Origin of the sequence: Pseudomonas sp. 8 R 14 (genome assembly GCF_900005955.1) — a bacterium.
Taxonomy (GTDB): domain Bacteria; phylum Pseudomonadota; class Gammaproteobacteria; order Pseudomonadales; family Pseudomonadaceae; genus Aquipseudomonas; species Aquipseudomonas marginalis.
Genome location: NZ_CVTH01000064.1, coordinates 34391 through 51218 on the forward strand (window position 1 = coordinate 34391; position 16828 = coordinate 51218).

Sequence of the window (16828 nt, forward strand, 5' to 3'; positions counted from 1 at the left end):
TAAGTTCGGGGATCAGGCCAGCGCCGCACGAGCGGCAGCGAAGGCATCCGGGGTATTGAGGTTGGCAGTCGACACGCCGTCGGCGCAGCGTTTGTTCAGGCCAGCCAGGACTTTGCCCGGGCCGCACTCGACCAGCTCGGTGGCGCCATTGGCGGCCAGGGTCTGGACCGACTCGACCCAGCGCACAGGCTTGTAGAGTTGCTCCAGCAGGTCGCGCTTGAGGGTGTCGAGGTCGGCGGCCACGGCTGCGCTGACGTTCTGCACCAGCGGGATCTGTGGCGCCTGCCAGTTGATGGCAGCGATGGACTCGGCAAAACGCTCGGCAGCCGGGCGCATCAGCTCGCAGTGTGACGGCACGCTCACCGGCAACGGCAATGCACGCTTGGCACCCCGCGCCTTGCAGCCTTCGATGGCACGCTCGACGGCCGCCCTGGCACCGGCGATCACCACCTGGCCTGGGGAGTTGAAGTTTACCGCGCTGACCACTTCGCCCTGGGCCGCTTCGGCGCAGGCTTCGATCACGACGGCATCGTCCAGCCCCAGGATAGCGGCCATGCCGCCCTGCCCGGCCGGAACGGCTTCCTGCATCAGCTGTCCACGACGCTCGACCAGCTTGACCGCTTCAGCAAGGGTCAGGCTGCCCGCCGCCACCAGGGCGCTGTATTCGCCCAGGCTATGACCGGCCACGAAAGCCGGACGCGCACCGCCTTCGGCCAACCACAAGCGCCACAGGGCTATCGAAGCGGTCAGGATGGCTGGCTGGGTTTTATCGGTTTGATTGAGCTGCTCTTCCGGCCCCTGTTGGGTCAGCGCCCACAGGTCGTAACCCAGGGCCTCGGAAGCTTCCTTGAACGTGTCCAGGATCAGCGGGTATTGCGCGCCCAGCTCGGCCAACATGCCGAGGGACTGCGAACCCTGCCCTGGAAAGACGAATGCGAGGGATGTAGACATGTAACAAGCCCCTAATGATCTGGTCGTCGGAAATGGTCGCTCCTCGGTGGGAGCGCACGAAACTGACAGATTGGATGGTCAATTGAACTGGCCGGTCACATTTAAGCATTCCCCGGCCGATTCGCCTAAGGCAACAGGTCCTCGAGACGGCCGTGCAAGCGTTGCGGCAGGTTTTCCTGGATCTCGATCACCGCCCGCGCAATCGCACTCTGGAAGCCTTCGACCCCGGCCGAACCGTGGCTTTTCACCACGATGCCCTGCAACCCCAGGAAGCTCGCACCATTATGCCGCGCCGGGGCCAGATCGGCCTGCAGGCGACGCATCAACGGCAGCGCCAGGGCGCCCACCAGGCGCGATACCAGGTTACGCCTGAACAAGGCCTCGATACGCGAGGCGATCATGGTCGCCAGGCCTTCACTGGACTTGAGCAGGATATTGCCGACAAACCCGTCGCACACCACCACATCCGCCTCGCCTCGGTACAACCCATCACCCTCGACAAATCCGATGTAGTTCAGGCCTCGCGCACCTTGCAGCAAGGTGGCGGCAAGCTTGACCTGCTGGTTGCCCTTGATGTCTTCGGTGCCGATATTCAGCAAGGCCACCCGCGGCCGGGCCACGCCCAGCGCTTCGGCGGCCACCGAGCCCATCACGGCAAACTGGAACAGGTGCTCGGCACTGCAATCGACGTTCGCCCCCAGGTCCAGCAACTGGCAATAGCCCTTCTGCGTCGGAATCGCCGCCACCATTGCCGGCCGATCAATGCCAGGCAGCGTCTTGAGCACATGCCGCGACAACGCCATCAGGGCGCCGGTGTTGCCGGCACTGACACAGGCTTGCACCTTGCCATCACGCAGCAGCTCCAAGGCCACCCGCATCGACGAGTCAGGCTTGCCACGCAGGGCTGTCGCCGGTTTCTCATCCATGGTGATGGTTTCGCTGGCTGGCGTAATCGTCAGGCGCGCGCGATCCACCGCCGGATGGCTGGCAATCAATTCTTCAAGGAGGGAGGGTTGACCGACGAGGGTCAGATGCAGCGAGGGCGTGGCAGACAGGCTGGCAATGCAGGCCTGAACAATGCTGCGGGGACCGAAGTCCCCGCCCATTGCGTCAATCGCGATGACTTGAGCAGACAAGTGATTACTCGTCAGCGCCCTTGTCGATCACTTTACGGCCACGGTATACGCCTTCTGGCGATACGTGGTGACGCAGGTGAATTTCACCGGTGGTTTTTTCTACAGACAGAGTGCTTGCCGTCAGGGCATCGTGGGAACGACGCATGTCACGGGCAGAGCGGGATTTTTTGTTCTGCTGAACAGCCATAATTGATTAACTCCTAAACGTTTGGGTCACGCTTTAACTGCGCCAATACACTGAACGGGTTGGACCGCGTTACCTCGTCCTCGCTCGGTTCGGACTCGTCATCGAGACCCGCCGGCTGCTGGCATTCTTCCGGATGATGAGCAGGCACAATGGGCAAGGCGAGCAGAAGCTCCTCCTCGATCAGTGCATGCAGATCCAAAGGATCTTCGCCCAGTTCCAGCACGTCATAACCTTTCGGCAACGACTGGGTATTCGCACCCTCCTTTACCACAGCATAACTGCACTCGCTGTGAATCGGCAGGGTGACCAGCTCAAGACAACGCTGGCAAACCATTTTGACCTCGGTGTCGATAAAACTGTGAATTACCACAGATTTACGTTCATCTCGTTCAAAAACGAATTTGGCCTGCACCGTACCGACAGTGTCGGAAAGCGGGTCGCAGAGTCTCTCCAAATCGGCCAGCAGCAACTCACCTTGAAGGGAAGTGCCACGATCAGCCAATTTGCGCGGGTCAACGTGAGGTGGAATCGGGTCATTCAACATAGGCGCAGCATTATAGGGATGCACCCAGCCATGTCAAAGGAAATTCAGCCCTGTGCGTCGGCCGGTCGCCCCGCTAGAATCGGCGGCTGCCTTGAGGAGACGTATATGCTGCCTTTATTACTCGCTTCCAGCTCGGTTTATCGCCGGGAATTGCTCAGCCGCCTGCACCTGCCATTCATCTGCAGCTCGCCGGATATCGACGAAAGCCATGCTGCACATGAGTCCGCCATCGAACTGGTCAAGCGCCTGGCCGAAGCAAAGGCCCGCGCCCTCGCCGCCAGCCACCCGGGACACCTGATCATCGGCTCAGACCAGGTCGCCGCGCTGAAAGGCCGCATCATCGGCAAGCCTCACACCTTCGAAAATGCGCGCGAGCAGTTATTGGCCGCCAGTGGCAAGCGTGTCAGCTTCCTCACCGGCCTGGCCCTGTTGAACAGCGAGACGGGGCACTGCCAGGTCGACTGCGTGCCCTTTACCGTGCACATGCGCGAGCTGGATGCAGCGCGCATCGAGCGCTACCTGCGGATCGAGCAGCCGTATGACTGCGCGGGCAGCTTCAAGGCGGAAGGGTTGGGCGTGAGCTTGTTCCAAAGCACCGAAGGGCCGGACGCAACCAGCCTGGTCGGCTTACCGCTGATTCGGCTGGTGGATATGCTACTCAGCGAGGGCGTGCAAATCCCTTAAGAACACAACCAAATGTGGGAGGCGGCTTGCCCCCTCCGACATTTATCCATACTGACTAAAATCTCAGCGCAGCGCCGGGCCCTGGAAGCCCATGTACAGCGCCAGCTTCTCAGCCACGCTGGCGCCGAGCTTCTTGGAGAAACGATCAAACGGCGACTCTTCAACGGTGAAGTCCACCAGTTCTTTCTCGCCGACCACATCCCGCGCTACCGAACTGGCACTGCCCAAACCATCGATCAGCCCCAGCGGCAACGCCTGCTCGCCCGACCACACCAACCCGGAGAACAACTCCGGATGATCTTTGTCCTTCAGGCGATCCCCACGGCCCTGCTTCACGCTGGAGATGAACTGGCGATGGGTGGTATCGAGCACTCCCTGCCAGAACTGGGTTTCATCGGCCTTTTGCGGCTGGAACGGATCAAGGAACGACTTGTGCTCGCCCGAGTTGTAGGTACGACGCTCAACCCCCAGCTTCTCCATGGCACCGACAAAGCCGTAGCCAGCCGCCGTCACACCAATGGAGCCGACAAGACTGGCCTTGTCGGCGTAGATCTGGTCAGCGGCACTGGCAATGTAATAGGCACCCGAAGCCCCCAAATCGGAAATCACCGCGTACAGCTTGATATCCGGGTGCAGGCCGCGCAGGCGGCGAATCTCGTCATACACATAACCCGATTGCACCGGGCTGCCGCCTGGGCTGTTGATGCGCAGGATCACGCCCTTGACCTTGGGGTCTTCAAACGCGGCACGCAGACTGCTGACGATATTGTCGGCGCTGGCAGGTTCCTTGTCGGCAATCACCCCCCGCACTTCGATCAACGCGGTGTAGTTGGCGCCACGGGTCGCGCTCTTTTCCATGTCCATCAGCGGGCTGAACAGCGCCAGCATGAGCAACAGGTAAGTGAAGGTCAGCAACTTGAAGAAAATCCCCCAGCGCCGCGCACGGCGTTGCTCCTGGACACTGGCCAGCAGCGTCTTCTCCAGCAGTTTCCAGCTCTTGTCGTCACCGCTTTCAGCCTTTTCAGGCGCTTTCCACTCGTCACTCATGCCATCAACCCCAGCAAAGACTTATTGGGCCCGACCGAGCCAGGCCTGCAATTCAGAAAAATGATCAATCGTGACCCTCGGCTCGTATTGCTGCAACGCCTCGGCGGACTGGGCGCCATAGCTGACTGCCACGCTGTCCATGCCGGCGTTGCGCGCCATCATCAGGTCGAAGGAAGCATCACCTACCATCAGCGCCTCACGCGGCGACACACCGCAATGGGCAAGGATCTGCTCCAGCATCAGAGGGTGAGGCTTGCTGGCGGTTTCATCTGCGGCACGGGTGATGTCGAAATAATCTTCAAAACCGTGGGCACTGAGCACCCGATCCAGGCCGCGACGGGCCTTGCCGGTGGCGACGGCCAGGTGATAGCCCTCGGCGCGAAAAGCCTCCAGCGACTGCGCCACACCCTCGAACAACGGCGAAGGTGTGGCTTCCAGCGCAATGTAGTGATCCGCGTAATGCTCGCGGAACGTCACCAGTTCAGCGTCGCTGATCTCGGGGTACAAGGTGCGGATCGCCTCAGGCAAGCCCAGGCCGATAATGCCTTTGACCGCCAGGTCAGTGCACAACTCGAAGCCCGAGCGGGTCGAAGCCCTGTGCATCGACTCGACAATCCGACCGATGGAGTTACACAGGGTGCCGTCCCAATCGAAAATCAGCAGCTTGTAGTCAAGGTGCGACACTCAAACGCTCCACGGTCTTGGCCCACATTTCATCGACCGGCGCCTGCAGCTTCAGCTCGCCGCCGTCAGGCAGCGGCACGGTGAGCATGTAGGCGTGCAGGAACAGGCGCTTGCCGCCCAGGTCGCGGATTTCCTTGGAAAAACCCTCGTCGCCGTACTTGGTATCACCGGCGATGCAGTGACCGGCGTGCAGGGTGTGCACACGAATCTGGTGGGTACGCCCCGTCACCGGCTTGGCCTCGACCATGGTGGCGAAATCACCAAAGCGACGCAGCACCTTGAACAGGGTCAGGGCTTCCTTGCCCTCCTCGTCCACTTCGACCATGCGCTCGCCGGAGCGCAGGTTGCTCTTCTGCAACGGCGCGCGGACGCTCTTGATCGAGCTGGCCCAGTTGCCGCGCACCAGCGCCATGTAGCGCTTGTCCACGCCATCGCCGCGCAGGGCGGTGTGCAGGTGGCGCAACATGCTGCGTTTCTTGGCGATCATCAACAGGCCGGAGGTGTCGCGGTCCAGGCGGTGAACCAGTTCCAGCTCCTTGCAATCCGGGCGCAGCTGACGGAAGGCTTCGATCACGCCGAAATTCAGGCCGCTGCCACCGTGAACCGCAATACCGCAGGGCTTGTTGATCACAATCAGCTTGTTATCTTCGAAGACAATCGATGCCTCAAGGCGCTGCAACAGGCCCTGGGCCAATGGCACGGGCTCATCGCGCTCAGGTACGCGCACGGGCGGCACACGGACAATATCGCCCGCCTGCAACTTGTACTCAGGCTTGATGCGGCCCTTGTTCACGCGCACTTCGCCTTTGCGCAAGATGCGGTAGATCAAGGTCTTGGGCACACCCTTGAGCCTGGCCAGGAGAAAATTATCGATGCGTTGGCCGGCATATTCCGGCGAGACCTCGAGCAGCTGGACGCTGGGGGTCTGGGGGGCGGTAGTCGTCATGGCGGCGATGATAACAATTTTTTATGGAATTGAAGCACTTAATCATTACTGCTATAGTCGCGAACGCCGCCAAAAGCGGCCTGGGCAGAGGACTAGCGGCAAACTGCCGGCCCTGACCATCGCAATTCATCAGGACGCGAGGCCGTCCTACGGGGCTTTCGCCACCCTGGAAGGCTCGAGATTGTAACAAGCGCAGGTGACATGAGGCCTGAAGCGAGTGCAGAAAGCAGAGTGAATACTCGCGTTCTGCGCCGATATTTACGGCCAGTTCACAAAGTGCAGTCAGTCTTGAGCCAGACCACGGCGAATGCTTCGGAAACAACGCCTGTTAAGAGCTGAGTGAGAGCGCAATCGCCCCTTACTCAGTCTTGTTTAGCCATGAGCGTGGACTCCCCATTGGAGAACACGGTAAATGCCAACCCGCTGCGGATTCTGCGCGCGGCAGCACCCGAATTATCAGGGATACGTGTAGGGTGGAGATGCACAACCGTCGGACCGTGTAGCACTAGGCTTATATTTAGACGCTTCATCTCGTCCACAGTCGCCGGTTGATTCCTCCTCCTGACCTTAGCTTTTGTTGAAGTGGTGCCTTTGTCACCACCGCTAACAAGCAGGACGCGTCCGTCGCGATACCGGCCCAATTGGCCGATTTTGCTGGACACTGGAGTGGCCAACCACTCTTGACGCACCTGACACCGACCGTGAGAAGTCGTGTGTGCCGAACGCCGTTTCCGGCAGCCCGGAAACCGACGGTACAACATGAAAAGAATGCTGATTAACGCAACTCAACCCGAAGAGTTGCGTGTTGCACTGGTAGATGGCCAACGCCTCTACGACCTGGACATCGAATCCGGTGCACGCGAGCAAAAGAAGGCCAACATCTATAAAGGCCGTATTACTCGCATCGAACCAAGCCTTGAGGCTGCCTTTGTCGATTTCGGCTCCGAGCGCCACGGCTTCCTGCCCCTCAAAGAAATCTCCCGCGAATACTTCAAGAAATCCCCCGAAGGCCGCGTAAACATCAAGGACGTCCTGAGCGAAGGCCAGGAAGTCATCGTTCAGGTCGAAAAAGAAGAACGTGGCAACAAGGGCGCCGCCCTGACCACCTTCATCAGCCTGGCCGGCCGTTACCTCGTGCTGATGCCGAACAACCCACGTGCCGGCGGCATCTCCCGTCGCATCGAAGGCGAAGAGCGCAACGAACTGCGTGAAGCGTTGAACGGCCTGATCGCACCGGCCGATATGGGCCTGATCGTGCGCACTGCCGGCCTGGGCCGCAGCAGCGAAGAAATGCAGTGGGACCTCGACTACCTGCTGCAACTGTGGACCGCCATCAAAGAAGCCTCCCTGGATCGTTCCGCGCCGTTCCTGATCTACCAGGAAAGCAACGTGATCATCCGCGCCATCCGCGATTACCTGCGCCAGGACATCGGCGAAGTGCTGATCGACAGCGTCGAAGCCCAGGACGAAGCCCTGACCTTCATCCGCCAGGTGATGCCGCAGTACGCCAGCAAGATCAAGCTGTACGAAGACAGCGTGCCGCTGTTCAATCGTTTCCAGATCGAAAGCCAGATCGAGACCGCTTTCCAGCGTGTGGTCGAACTGCCTTCCGGCGGCTCCATCGTGATCGACCCGACCGAAGCCCTGGTGTCCATCGACATCAACTCGGCGCGCGCCACGAAGGGTAGCGACATCGAAGAAACCGCCCTGCAGACCAACCTGGAAGCGGCTGAAGAAATCGCCCGCCAGCTGCGCCTGCGTGACATCGGCGGCCTGATCGTGATCGACTTCATCGACATGACCCCCGCCAAGAACCAGCGCGCCGTGGAAGAGAAAGTCCGCGAATGCCTGGAAGCCGACCGCGCCCGCGTACAGGTCGGCCGCATCTCGCGCTTCGGCCTGCTGGAAATGTCCCGTCAGCGCCTGCGTCCATCCCTGGGCGAGAGCAGCGGCATCGTCTGCCCGCGTTGCAACGGCACCGGCATCATCCGTGACGTTGAATCGCTGTCCCTGGCGATCCTGCGCCTGATCGAAGAAGAAGCCCTGAAAGACCGCACCGCCGAAGTCCGCGCACAAGTGCCGATCCCGGTTGCCGCTTTCCTGCTCAACGAAAAACGCAACTCGATCACCAAGATCGAACTGCGCACCCGTGCTCGTATCGTGATCCTGCCGAACGATCACCTCGAGACGCCGCACTTCGAAGTACAGCGCCTGCGTGACGACAGCCCGGAAGCCCACAGCGGCCAGTCCAGCTACGAAATCGCTGCCGCCGCCGCCGAAGTGGAAGAAGTCCAGCCAGCCGCCGCGACCCGCACCCTGGTGCGCCAGGAAGCCGCCGTGAAAACCGCGCCAGCCCGTGCCAACGCACCGGTGCCGGTTGAAGCCGCTGCCCCGGTTGCCGCACCGGCCGCCCTGCCTGAGCCGAGCCTGTTCAAGGGCCTGGTGAAGTCGCTGGTCAGCCTGTTCGCCACCAAGGAAGAGCCTGCGGCACCGGTCGTGGTTGAAAAACCTGCGACCGAACGCCCAGCACGCAACGAAGAGCGTCGCAACGGTCGCCAGCAGAGCCGTAACCGCAACGGTCGCCGTGACGAAGAGCGCAAGCCGCGTGAAGAACGTGCGCCTCGCGAAGAACGCGCACCACGTGAAGAGCGTGCACCTCGCGAAGCGCGTGAAGAAACCCCGGCCGTAGCCCGTGAAGAACGTGCACCGCGTGAAGAGCGCGCACCACGTACCCCACGTGCGCCGCGTGAAGATCGCAAGCCGCGTGGCGAGCGTGAAGAACGCGTGCGTGAACTGCGCGAGCCATTGGATGCCGCCCCTGCCGTTGCAGGTGTTGCAGCCACTGCCGCTGAAGAGCGCCCAGCTCGCCAGCCGCGTGAAGAGCGTGCCCCGCGTGAAGAGCGCCAGCCGCGCCCACCGCGTGAAGAGCGTCAACCACGTGCCGAGCAAGCCGCTGCCGCCAGCGAAGAAGAAGTACTGGCCGGCGAAGAGCAATTGCAGGAAGACGGCCAGGACAACGCCGAAGGCGATCGTCCACGCCGCCGCTCCCGTGGCCAGCGTCGTCGCAGCAACCGCCGTGAGCGTCAGCGTGATGCCAATGGCAATGTGATCGAAGGCTCGGAAGAGGCCGGCGAGAACGCAGAAGCCGCCACCCACGAACCGACCGGTGCCGAACTGGCTGCCGGCCTGGCCGTTACCGCAGCGGTTGCCAGCTCGGTGATCAGCGCACCGGCTGAAGCCCAGGCGCATGAACAGGCTGAACGCGCGACTGCCACTGTTGAAGAAACCGCTGCTGTAGAAGCGCCAGTTACCGAGACCCCAGTGGTTGAAGCACCGGTCGTTGAAGCAACTACCCCTGTCGAAGCCCCAGTGGTTCCGGAAGTGGAAGTGGCACCGATCCGCGACGCCCAGCCAGAAACCGAAGTAGTTGCAGTTGAAGCCGCTCCGGTTGTTGAGCCTCAGCCAGTAGTTGAAGCCGCCGCTGAAGCCCCGGCTGTCGAAGAAGCTGCCCCGGCAGTGCGTGAAGTTCGCGAAGAACAGACCGCCTTCCAGTGGACTGCCGAACCTGCCGCCCCGGTTGAAGCACCAGCGCCTGCACCGGTGGTAGAAGAAGCGCCTGCGCCGGTTGCCGAAGCAGTGGTTGCCGAGCCTGCGCCAGCCGTCGAGTCTGCACCGGTGGTTGTTGAAGCACCGGTGGTAGCCGAAGTCGAAGCACCCGTGGTAGAAGCGGCACCGGCCAGCGCCCTGACCGAAAACGGCCGTGCGCCGAACGACCCACGTGAAGTGCGTCGTCGCCGCAAGGAAGCTGAGGCAGCTGCCGCCGCTGCTGCTGCCGCTCCAGCCGTAGTCGAAGCTGTCGAGGCGCCAGCCCCGGTTGCTGAAACCGTGGTTGAGCACACTGCTGCTGAAGCAGTGGTAGAGCACAAGGCCCAGGAAGAAGAACACGAGCCTAAACCCCTCGCCTGATTCCATCCGCCACTAAAAAGCCCCGCCTGAGTGATCAGGCGGGGCTTTTTTATAGATCGAAAACAACGAAGATCAAATTTAGTCTGGGTTAAAAATTAACCGTTTCGGCAGATCCACATCCCACAGAACACCCGCATCTTCCACCTGCACTTCCCGCACCCGGGCACGTGCGAACAATGGCTTGCCTCCACGATCCCCGGTCAGCGCCATCAGGTCCGGACCAAAAGCGCGACCAAAGGCCACTGGATGCCCATAGTCACCCGCCTGCACCGGCACGCTGATGCCATCCTCCTCCAGCGCGTCAATCACCCGTTCAATGCTCGATGATTGGATAAACGGCATATCCCCCAACACCACCAGCCAGCCATCCGCCGAGGCGCTGGCCGCGACGGCTGCGGCGATGCTCTCGCCCATGCCGGCTGACTGCAACAGTAAGACCTGGCAGCCATACACTTCGGCCAACCGAATGACCTCCGTGCGATCCGGCGAGGTCACCAGCCAGCGCGCCACCAGGCGATCCGGCAAATTCACCAATACCTGCTCGATCACCGGACGCATCACCCCATCACGGCCCAGGCAATCGGCCAGCAACTTATCCTGGTCAGCCCCCGCTTCGGCTCGGAACCGGCTGCCCTGCCCCGCCGCCAAGACAATCGCCGTCACCATTACTCAGCAACCACCGGCAGGGGCTTTTTCTGCATCGGCGCCACGCCGTTCTTGATCGCGACAATTTCCGCCATCAACGACAAGGCGATCTCCGCCGGCGTATGGCTACCGATATGCAGGCCAATCGGCCCATGTAAACGCGCAATCGCATCCGTCGACAAACCCAGCGCCGCCAGATTCTCGCGACGCGTCTGGCTATTGATTCGCGAACCCAGCGCACCGATGTAGAAGGCACTGGAGTTCAGCGCCGTCAGCAACGCCATATCATCAAGGCGCGGATCATGGGTCAGGCAGACAATGGCCGTGCGCTCGTCGGTCTGGATATTCAGCACCGCCTCATCAGGCATACCCGGCACGAAGCGGCCGTGCTGCTCTTCCCAGCCGTAGACAAACTCGCTACGCGGATCGCATATCAGTACTTCGAAATCCAGCAGGCGCGCCATTTCCGCCACGTAGCGCGACAGTTGCCCGGCACCGATCAACAGCAGGCGCCAGCGCGGGCCGTAGATAGCCCGCAGGCGTTCGCCATCGAAGGTGACCACATCGGTCTTGTTCGCACTGCTCAACGTGACTTCACCGGAGACCAGGTCCAGTTCCCGCGCGACAATTTCATGCGCCTCGCAACGCTCCAGCAACTGCGCGACCCAGGCCCAGTCTTGCACCCGCTCCTCGGTCAAGCGCAGGGTGCCGCCGCATGGCAGGCCGAAACGCGCCGCCTCGTCGCGCGTCACGCCGTAGGTCACCAACTGCACCGGCGGCCCGTCGTGCGTCAGACGGCCATCCTGCAAGCGGGCGATCAAGTCGTCCTCGATGCAACCGCCGGACACCGAGCCGATCACCACGCCATCCCCCCGCAACGCCAACATGGCGCCCGGTGGACGCGGCGCGCTGCCCCACGTCTGCACAACGCTATACAACACCACCTGCTGCCCGGCGCGGCGCCATTCGAGCACGCTGCGCAGGACATTTAAATCAACACTGTCCATAACTTCTCCTGCCAGTCTGCGTTTGGAACGTACCGTGTGGCGCGAATTTCATCGAGTCATTGACTGTAAGTCAAAATATTCCAAAAAAGTAATCCTCCACAAACGCAAACGCCCCGAACCAGTCGGGGCGTTTGCGGATAGCTGTCAGCGTGGGTTCACGCCATCAGCGGCTTACTTGATCACCGGTGCAGGGCCTTCGGCCACGCCCAGGTCATCTTCTTCACGGGTGTCGGAGATACTGCGACCACCGGAAGCCAACTCGCTTTGCAGTTGGTCGGTGTCCAGTTCCTTGACCCACTTGGCCACAACGAGGGTGGCAACGGCGTTACCCACCAGGTTGGTCAGTGCACGGGCTTCGGACATGAAGCGGTCGATACCCAGGATCAGCGCCAGGCCGGCAACCGGCAGGTGGCCGACGGCCGACAGGGTGGCTGCCAGTACGATAAAGCCGCTACCGGTCACGCCAGCAGCACCTTTGGAGGACAGCAGCAGCACCAGCAGCAGGGTGATCTGGTGGGTGATGTCCATGTGGGTGTCAGTCGCCTGGGCGATGAACACGGCCGCCATGGTCAGGTAGATCGAGGTACCGTCGAGGTTGAACGAGTAGCCGGTCGGGATTACCAGGCCGACTACGGATTTCTTCGCGCCCAGACGCTCCATCTTGATCAGCATGCGTGGCAGTGCGGACTCGGAGGAAGAAGTACCCAGTACGATCAACAGTTCTTCACGGATGTAGCGGATCAGTTTGATCACGCTGAAACCGTGGGCGCGGCAGATACCGCCCAGCACCACCAGCACGAACAGCAGGCAAGTGATGTAGAAGCAGATCATCAACTGGCCCAACTGCACCAGGGAACCTACACCGTAGGCACCGATGGTGAACGCCATGGCGCCCAGGGCACCGATTGGCGCGAGCTTCATGATCATGTTGATGATGTTGAACATCACGTGGGCGAAGCGATCGATGAAGTCCAGCACCGGCTTGCCGTAGGCACCCAGGCGATGCAGGGCGAAACCGAAGATCACCGAGAACATCAGCACTTGCAGGATGTCGCCGTTGGCGAAGGCGCCGACGATGGTGTTCGGGATCACATTGAGGATAAAGGCGACAATACTCTGGTCTTTACCGGCAGTGACGAAGCCCTGGATTGCCGCAAGTTTCGAAGGCTCCAGGGTTGATACATCAATGTGCATGCCGGCGCCCGGTTGCACAACGTTCACCACGATCAGGCCGATCAGCAGTGCGATGGTGGAAACGATTTCGAAGTACAGCAGCGCGTAGCCACCGGTTTTGCCGACCGATTTCATGCTTTGCATGCCGGCGATGCCGCTGACAACGGTGCAGAAGATGATCGGGGCAATGACCATTTTGATCAGCTTGATGAAGCCGTCACCCAGTGGCTTGAGCGCCACACCGGTCTGCGGGTAGAAGTGACCGAGCAAAATACCGATAACGATTGCAACGATCACCTGGAAATACAGGGATTTGTAGATTGGCTGACGAGTCGTCATTGCAAAATTCCTCAATCGTCCCGTGTGGCAAATATCCGCCATTGCCCACGACACTTGAATTGCGAACCCTCCTGCACTGGAGGGATTTGTTGTTTGCGAAGCCTGTAGCACCAGGCCTGCGCTGTAATCCTTATCGCAAACGCCGTGCCACTTTGCTGAAAACCCCTGGGGGCCTTAAGACATCAGGGCTGCGGATTTCAAAGCCCCCTCCGAAGAGCCGAATCGGCTGGCGGATTTCCGCCGCACTGCCCAATCCCGTCCTACAATTTGGCGGATATCCGCCTTGTTGCCCTGCCGGGTGATGACTACCATCCGCCCTTCCATGGACGAGGGCCCCGCATGCGTGAACGTACCATCGCCAGCCATTACGCCCGGGCAGCCCTGGGCGGTGCGCGTCGAACCGGTTACGACTATTCGGGCCTGTTGCAACAGCTGGGCATCACCCCGGAACTGTTGACCGAACCTCGCGCCCGCATTGCGCCCGAGCAATTCACCCGGCTGCTGCAAATGCTCTGGCTGGCACTGGACGATGAGTACCTGGGGTTCGCCGACGGCCCGAGCAAACGCGGCACCTTCGCCATGATGTGCCATGCGCTGATCCACTGCCGCACCCTGGAGAAGGCTCTGGAACGCGGCTTATTATTTTATAGCCTATTCCCACAAGGCCCGCGCTGGCAGCTGACACGAGAAGGCGAAATGGCCCGCCTGAGCCTGGATGATTCTCACCTGTGGGACCCGGATCACTTCCTCAGCGAATGCCTGCTGGTGATCTGGCACCGCCTGGGCAGTTGGCTGATCGGCCAGCGCATTCGTTTGCACCAGGCCACGTTCAGCTACCCGATGCCGGCCCACGCCGCTGAATATGACCTGCTGTTCCCCTGCGCCCAGGTGTTCGGTGCCCAGCACAGCAGCCTGGTGTTTCCCGCCCGCTACCTGAGCCTGCCATTGTTGCAGGACGAACGTACCCTAAAGCATTTCCTTGAGCGTTCCCCCGCCGACCTGCTGTCACGCCCGGATGAAGGCGACAGCTTGAGCAGCCAGCTGCGACGCTTGTTGAGCCGCGACCGCACGCCTTGGCCAGACCTGGAGGCCGTCGCCCAGCACTTGCACGTCAGCCCGCAAACCCTGCGCCGACATTTGCGCGAAGAAGGCACCAGCTTTCAGGCGCTTAAGGATGAATTGCGGCGGGACATCGCCATCTACCACCTGGGGCGGGCGGATTTGTCCTTGCAGGCGATCGCCGAGCAGCTGGGGTTCTCCGAACCGTCGGCGTTTCATCGGGCGTTCAAGAAGTGGACGGGACTGACACCGGGGGCCTATCGGGCGCAGGAGAATTAGAGGGGTGTTGTTTGTGAGGGCCTCATCGGGGTGCAAGCCCCCGATAGGCATAAGTATCTACACAACTTCAGTAGGATAACGCGTAGCAGGGGGCTCGGCTCAAGATGTGTAGATACTTATGCCCGGACAGGGCCAGCCCAGCCACTGAAGATCACACAGACGGAAAGTGAATCTTGAACGCCGCTCCACCCAGCGGCGAATCCCCCAGGGTCAGTCGTGCGCCGTAGCTTTCTATGATGTCCTTGACCACCGCCAACCCGATCCCCTGCCCCGGATGCTGACGGTCCAGGCGCTCGCCCCGTTGCAGAATCCGTGCACGCTGGTCCGGCGGCACGCCGGGGCCGTCGTCCTCGATGCACAACTCGAGCCCTTCGGAATTTTCCACCAGGCTGACGCGCACTTCACTCAGGCACAACCGATAGGCGTTTTCCAGCAGGTTGCCGAGCAATTCAAGCAGGGCGCCCTTCTCGATCGGTACATCGCATTCGTCCGGCAGTTCAAAGGACACCGCGACGCCCTTGTCGCGGTAGACCTTGCCCAGGGTATCGCAGAGGCTTTGCACTACCGGTTCCAGGCGCACCTGATGGCGCACCAGGCCGCTTTTGCGCAGGCTGGCACGCTGCAGCTGGTAGCCGATCTGCTGGCTCATGCGTTCGATCTGGGATTGCAGCACCCAGGCCTGGTCGCGATCTTCCGGACGTTGCGCCATGTCTTCGCTCACGCTTTGCAACACGGCGAGCGGCGTTTTCAGGCTGTGGGCCAGGTCATCGAGGGAGTCGCGGTAACGTGCCCGTTGTTCGCGCTCGCTGTGCAGCAGGCGGTTAAGGGAGCCGGTGAGACGCAGCAATTCGCGAGGGTGTTGCTCGGAGAGGCTTTCGCGGGTACCGCCTTCGATCTGGTCAAGCTCCTGGCTCAATCGCCGCAGGGCCTGCAGACCCCAGGTCAGGCCCAGCCACAGCAAGGTCAGCAGCACCAGCAGTGCCGCGCCGAAGCCCAGGTAGAGGTTTTCGCGCAGGCCTTCGAGGGTCAATTGGTATTCGCGCACCGGTTGCAGGGCCACGATACTGAACGCCGCACTCTTGCCGCCGAGCAGCCTGACCTCGACGTCATAGACGAAGAACTCCTGCCCGTCGGCCTCGCGAATCCGCGCAAACTCATTGCCGCGCCCGTCATAGCGCGGCTTGTAGTTGATGTTTTCGTCCCGGGTGGCCCGCGAACGCCACACCAGGTGGCCTTCGCGGTCATAGATATAGCCGAGCAACCGGCTATCGGTGAGGTTGAAGCGCTCATCCGGCAACTGCGCCGGCATCAGCAGGCGATTGTTTTCCACCCGCGCGGCGGAGATCAGGGTGGTGACGTCCGACGCCAGGCGCTGCTCGATGGAATCCTGCAATGCCAGGCTGAACGCGCCCTGCATGGCGGGCAACAGGCCCAGCATAAACAGCACGGCCAGGGTGGCGGCCGCCAGCATCAAGCGCACACGGAGCGAGCGAATCAACGGCAGCGCTCATTGAACAGGTAGCCCAGGCCACGCACAGTGTCGATCGGCTTGAACCCCGCCGGGCCTTCCAGCTTGCGGCGCAGGCGGCCGACCAGCACTTCAATCACATTCGGATCGCGCTCATCGTCGTCGGGGTAGAGCTGCTCCATCAGACGGTCCTTGGCGACGACCTGCTGGTGATGGCGCATCAGGTATTCGAGGATGCGATATTCATAGGCGGTCAATGCCAGGGGCTGTTCATCGAGGGATGCCTGCTTGCGGTTGAGGTCCAGCAGCAAGGGCCCGGCGACGATGGTCGACTGGGTAAACCCGCTGGAGCGGCGCAGCAAGGCGTTCATCCGCGCCTCCAGCTCTTCGAACTGGAACGGCTTGACCACATAGTCGTCGGCCCCGGCGGCCAGGCCTTCGACCTTGTCCTGCCAGTTGCCACGCGCGGTGAGGATCAGGATCGGAAAGGTCTTGGCCTGGCTGCGCAGTTGGCGGATCAGGTCCAGGCCGCCCATGCCGGGCAGGCCCAGGTCGATGATCGCCAGGTCATGGTTGAATTGACCGGTCTGGTACAGGGCCTCTTCGGCATTGGCCACGGCCTCGACCACGTGGCCGCTGTCGGTCAGGCGGGTAAACAGGTGATGGCGCAACAGCGCCTCATCTTCCACCACCAGCAATTTCATAAGGCTCTC

The 16828-nt window shown here is 61.4% G+C and carries 15 protein-coding genes; 3 read left to right on the forward strand and 12 right to left on the reverse strand.

Annotation, left to right across the window (positions count from 1 at the left end; translation table 11 throughout):
• Positions 1-12: 12 nt before the first annotated feature.
• From fabD to BFQ01_RS16955, 4 genes are all read right to left on the reverse strand, one after another.
• On the reverse strand, positions 13-951 hold the full coding sequence (fabD, locus tag BFQ01_RS16940) for an ACP S-malonyltransferase (protein ID WP_065926165.1): 939 nt from the start codon (positions 949-951) through the stop codon (positions 13-15).
• A 125-nt stretch (positions 952-1076) separates the two neighbouring features.
• A complete protein-coding gene (gene plsX, locus BFQ01_RS16945) occupies positions 1077-2087 on the reverse strand; it encodes a phosphate acyltransferase PlsX (protein ID WP_074847485.1) in 1011 nt (336 codons plus the stop codon).
• A 4-nt stretch (positions 2088-2091) separates the two neighbouring features.
• On the reverse strand, positions 2092-2274 hold the full coding sequence (gene rpmF / locus BFQ01_RS16950) for a 50S ribosomal protein L32 (RefSeq protein WP_008152339.1): 183 nt from the start codon (positions 2272-2274) through the stop codon (positions 2092-2094).
• Between the two features lie 13 nt (positions 2275-2287).
• Positions 2288-2818, reverse strand: a complete 531-nt coding sequence (locus BFQ01_RS16955; RefSeq protein WP_027607804.1) for a YceD family protein — start codon at positions 2816-2818, stop codon at positions 2288-2290.
• Positions 2819-2923: 105 nt separating this feature from the next.
• On the opposite strand from BFQ01_RS16955, the gene BFQ01_RS16960 reads away from it, so the two are divergent.
• Complete coding sequence (locus tag BFQ01_RS16960; protein ID WP_065926167.1) at positions 2924-3502, forward strand: Maf family protein; 579 nt, start codon at positions 2924-2926, stop codon at positions 3500-3502.
• A gap of 63 nt (positions 3503-3565) precedes the next feature.
• Here the strand turns inward: BFQ01_RS16960 and BFQ01_RS16965 are convergent, their stop codons facing one another.
• Genes BFQ01_RS16965 through rluC form a run of 3 tightly spaced genes read right to left on the reverse strand, consistent with a single transcriptional unit; the run spans position 3566 to position 6179 of the window.
• The gene (locus BFQ01_RS16965) at positions 3566-4549 is read right to left on the reverse strand and encodes a S49 family peptidase (protein ID WP_065926168.1); all 984 of its coding nucleotides are present in this window, start codon (positions 4547-4549) and stop codon (positions 3566-3568) included.
• Between the two features lie 21 nt (positions 4550-4570).
• Positions 4571-5233, reverse strand: coding sequence for an HAD-IA family hydrolase (locus tag BFQ01_RS16970; RefSeq protein WP_065926169.1), 663 nt, complete (start codon positions 5231-5233; stop codon positions 4571-4573).
• Positions 5220-6179, reverse strand: a complete 960-nt coding sequence (rluC, locus tag BFQ01_RS16975) for a 23S rRNA pseudouridine(955/2504/2580) synthase RluC (RefSeq protein ID WP_053140114.1) — start codon at positions 6177-6179, stop codon at positions 5220-5222. Before rluC ends, BFQ01_RS16970 begins: the two co-directional genes overlap by 14 nt.
• A 768-nt stretch (positions 6180-6947) precedes the next feature.
• On the opposite strand from rluC, the gene rne reads away from it, so the two are divergent.
• Positions 6948-10145 carry a ribonuclease E gene (rne, locus tag BFQ01_RS16980; RefSeq protein ID WP_083244893.1) on the forward strand — a complete coding sequence of 1066 codons (3198 nt, stop codon included), beginning with the start codon at positions 6948-6950 and terminating at the stop codon, positions 10143-10145.
• Between the two features lie 78 nt (positions 10146-10223).
• On the opposite strand, the gene BFQ01_RS16985 is transcribed toward rne, so the two are convergent.
• The 3 genes from BFQ01_RS16985 to BFQ01_RS16995 form a co-directional block, all read right to left on the reverse strand.
• Positions 10224-10811, reverse strand: coding sequence for a nucleotidyltransferase family protein (locus tag BFQ01_RS16985; protein ID WP_065926171.1), 588 nt, complete (start codon positions 10809-10811; stop codon positions 10224-10226).
• Complete coding sequence (locus BFQ01_RS16990; protein WP_065926172.1) at positions 10811-11797, reverse strand: XdhC family protein; 987 nt, start codon at positions 11795-11797, stop codon at positions 10811-10813. The genes BFQ01_RS16985 and BFQ01_RS16990 overlap by 1 nt, the downstream gene beginning before the upstream one ends.
• 171 nt (positions 11798-11968) lie before the next feature.
• Positions 11969-13309: a dicarboxylate/amino acid:cation symporter gene (locus BFQ01_RS16995; RefSeq protein WP_065926173.1), complete on the reverse strand. Its 1341-nt coding sequence runs from the start codon at positions 13307-13309 to the stop codon at positions 11969-11971.
• A gap of 339 nt (positions 13310-13648) precedes the next feature.
• Here BFQ01_RS16995 and BFQ01_RS17000 point away from each other — a divergent pair, with 339 nt between their 5' ends.
• The gene (locus BFQ01_RS17000; protein WP_065926174.1) at positions 13649-14647 is read left to right on the forward strand and encodes an AraC family transcriptional regulator; all 999 of its coding nucleotides are present in this window, start codon (positions 13649-13651) and stop codon (positions 14645-14647) included.
• Positions 14648-14798: 151 nt separating this feature from the next.
• Here BFQ01_RS17000 and BFQ01_RS17005 read toward each other — a convergent pair whose 3' ends face one another.
• Both BFQ01_RS17005 and BFQ01_RS17010 read right to left on the reverse strand, forming a co-directional pair.
• The gene (locus BFQ01_RS17005) at positions 14799-16145 is read right to left on the reverse strand and encodes an ATP-binding protein (RefSeq protein ID WP_065926175.1); all 1347 of its coding nucleotides are present in this window, start codon (positions 16143-16145) and stop codon (positions 14799-14801) included.
• On the reverse strand, positions 16142-16819 hold the full coding sequence (locus tag BFQ01_RS17010; protein WP_017138377.1) for a response regulator: 678 nt from the start codon (positions 16817-16819) through the stop codon (positions 16142-16144). Before BFQ01_RS17010 ends, BFQ01_RS17005 begins: the two co-directional genes overlap by 4 nt.
• Positions 16820-16828: the final 9 nt, after the last annotated feature.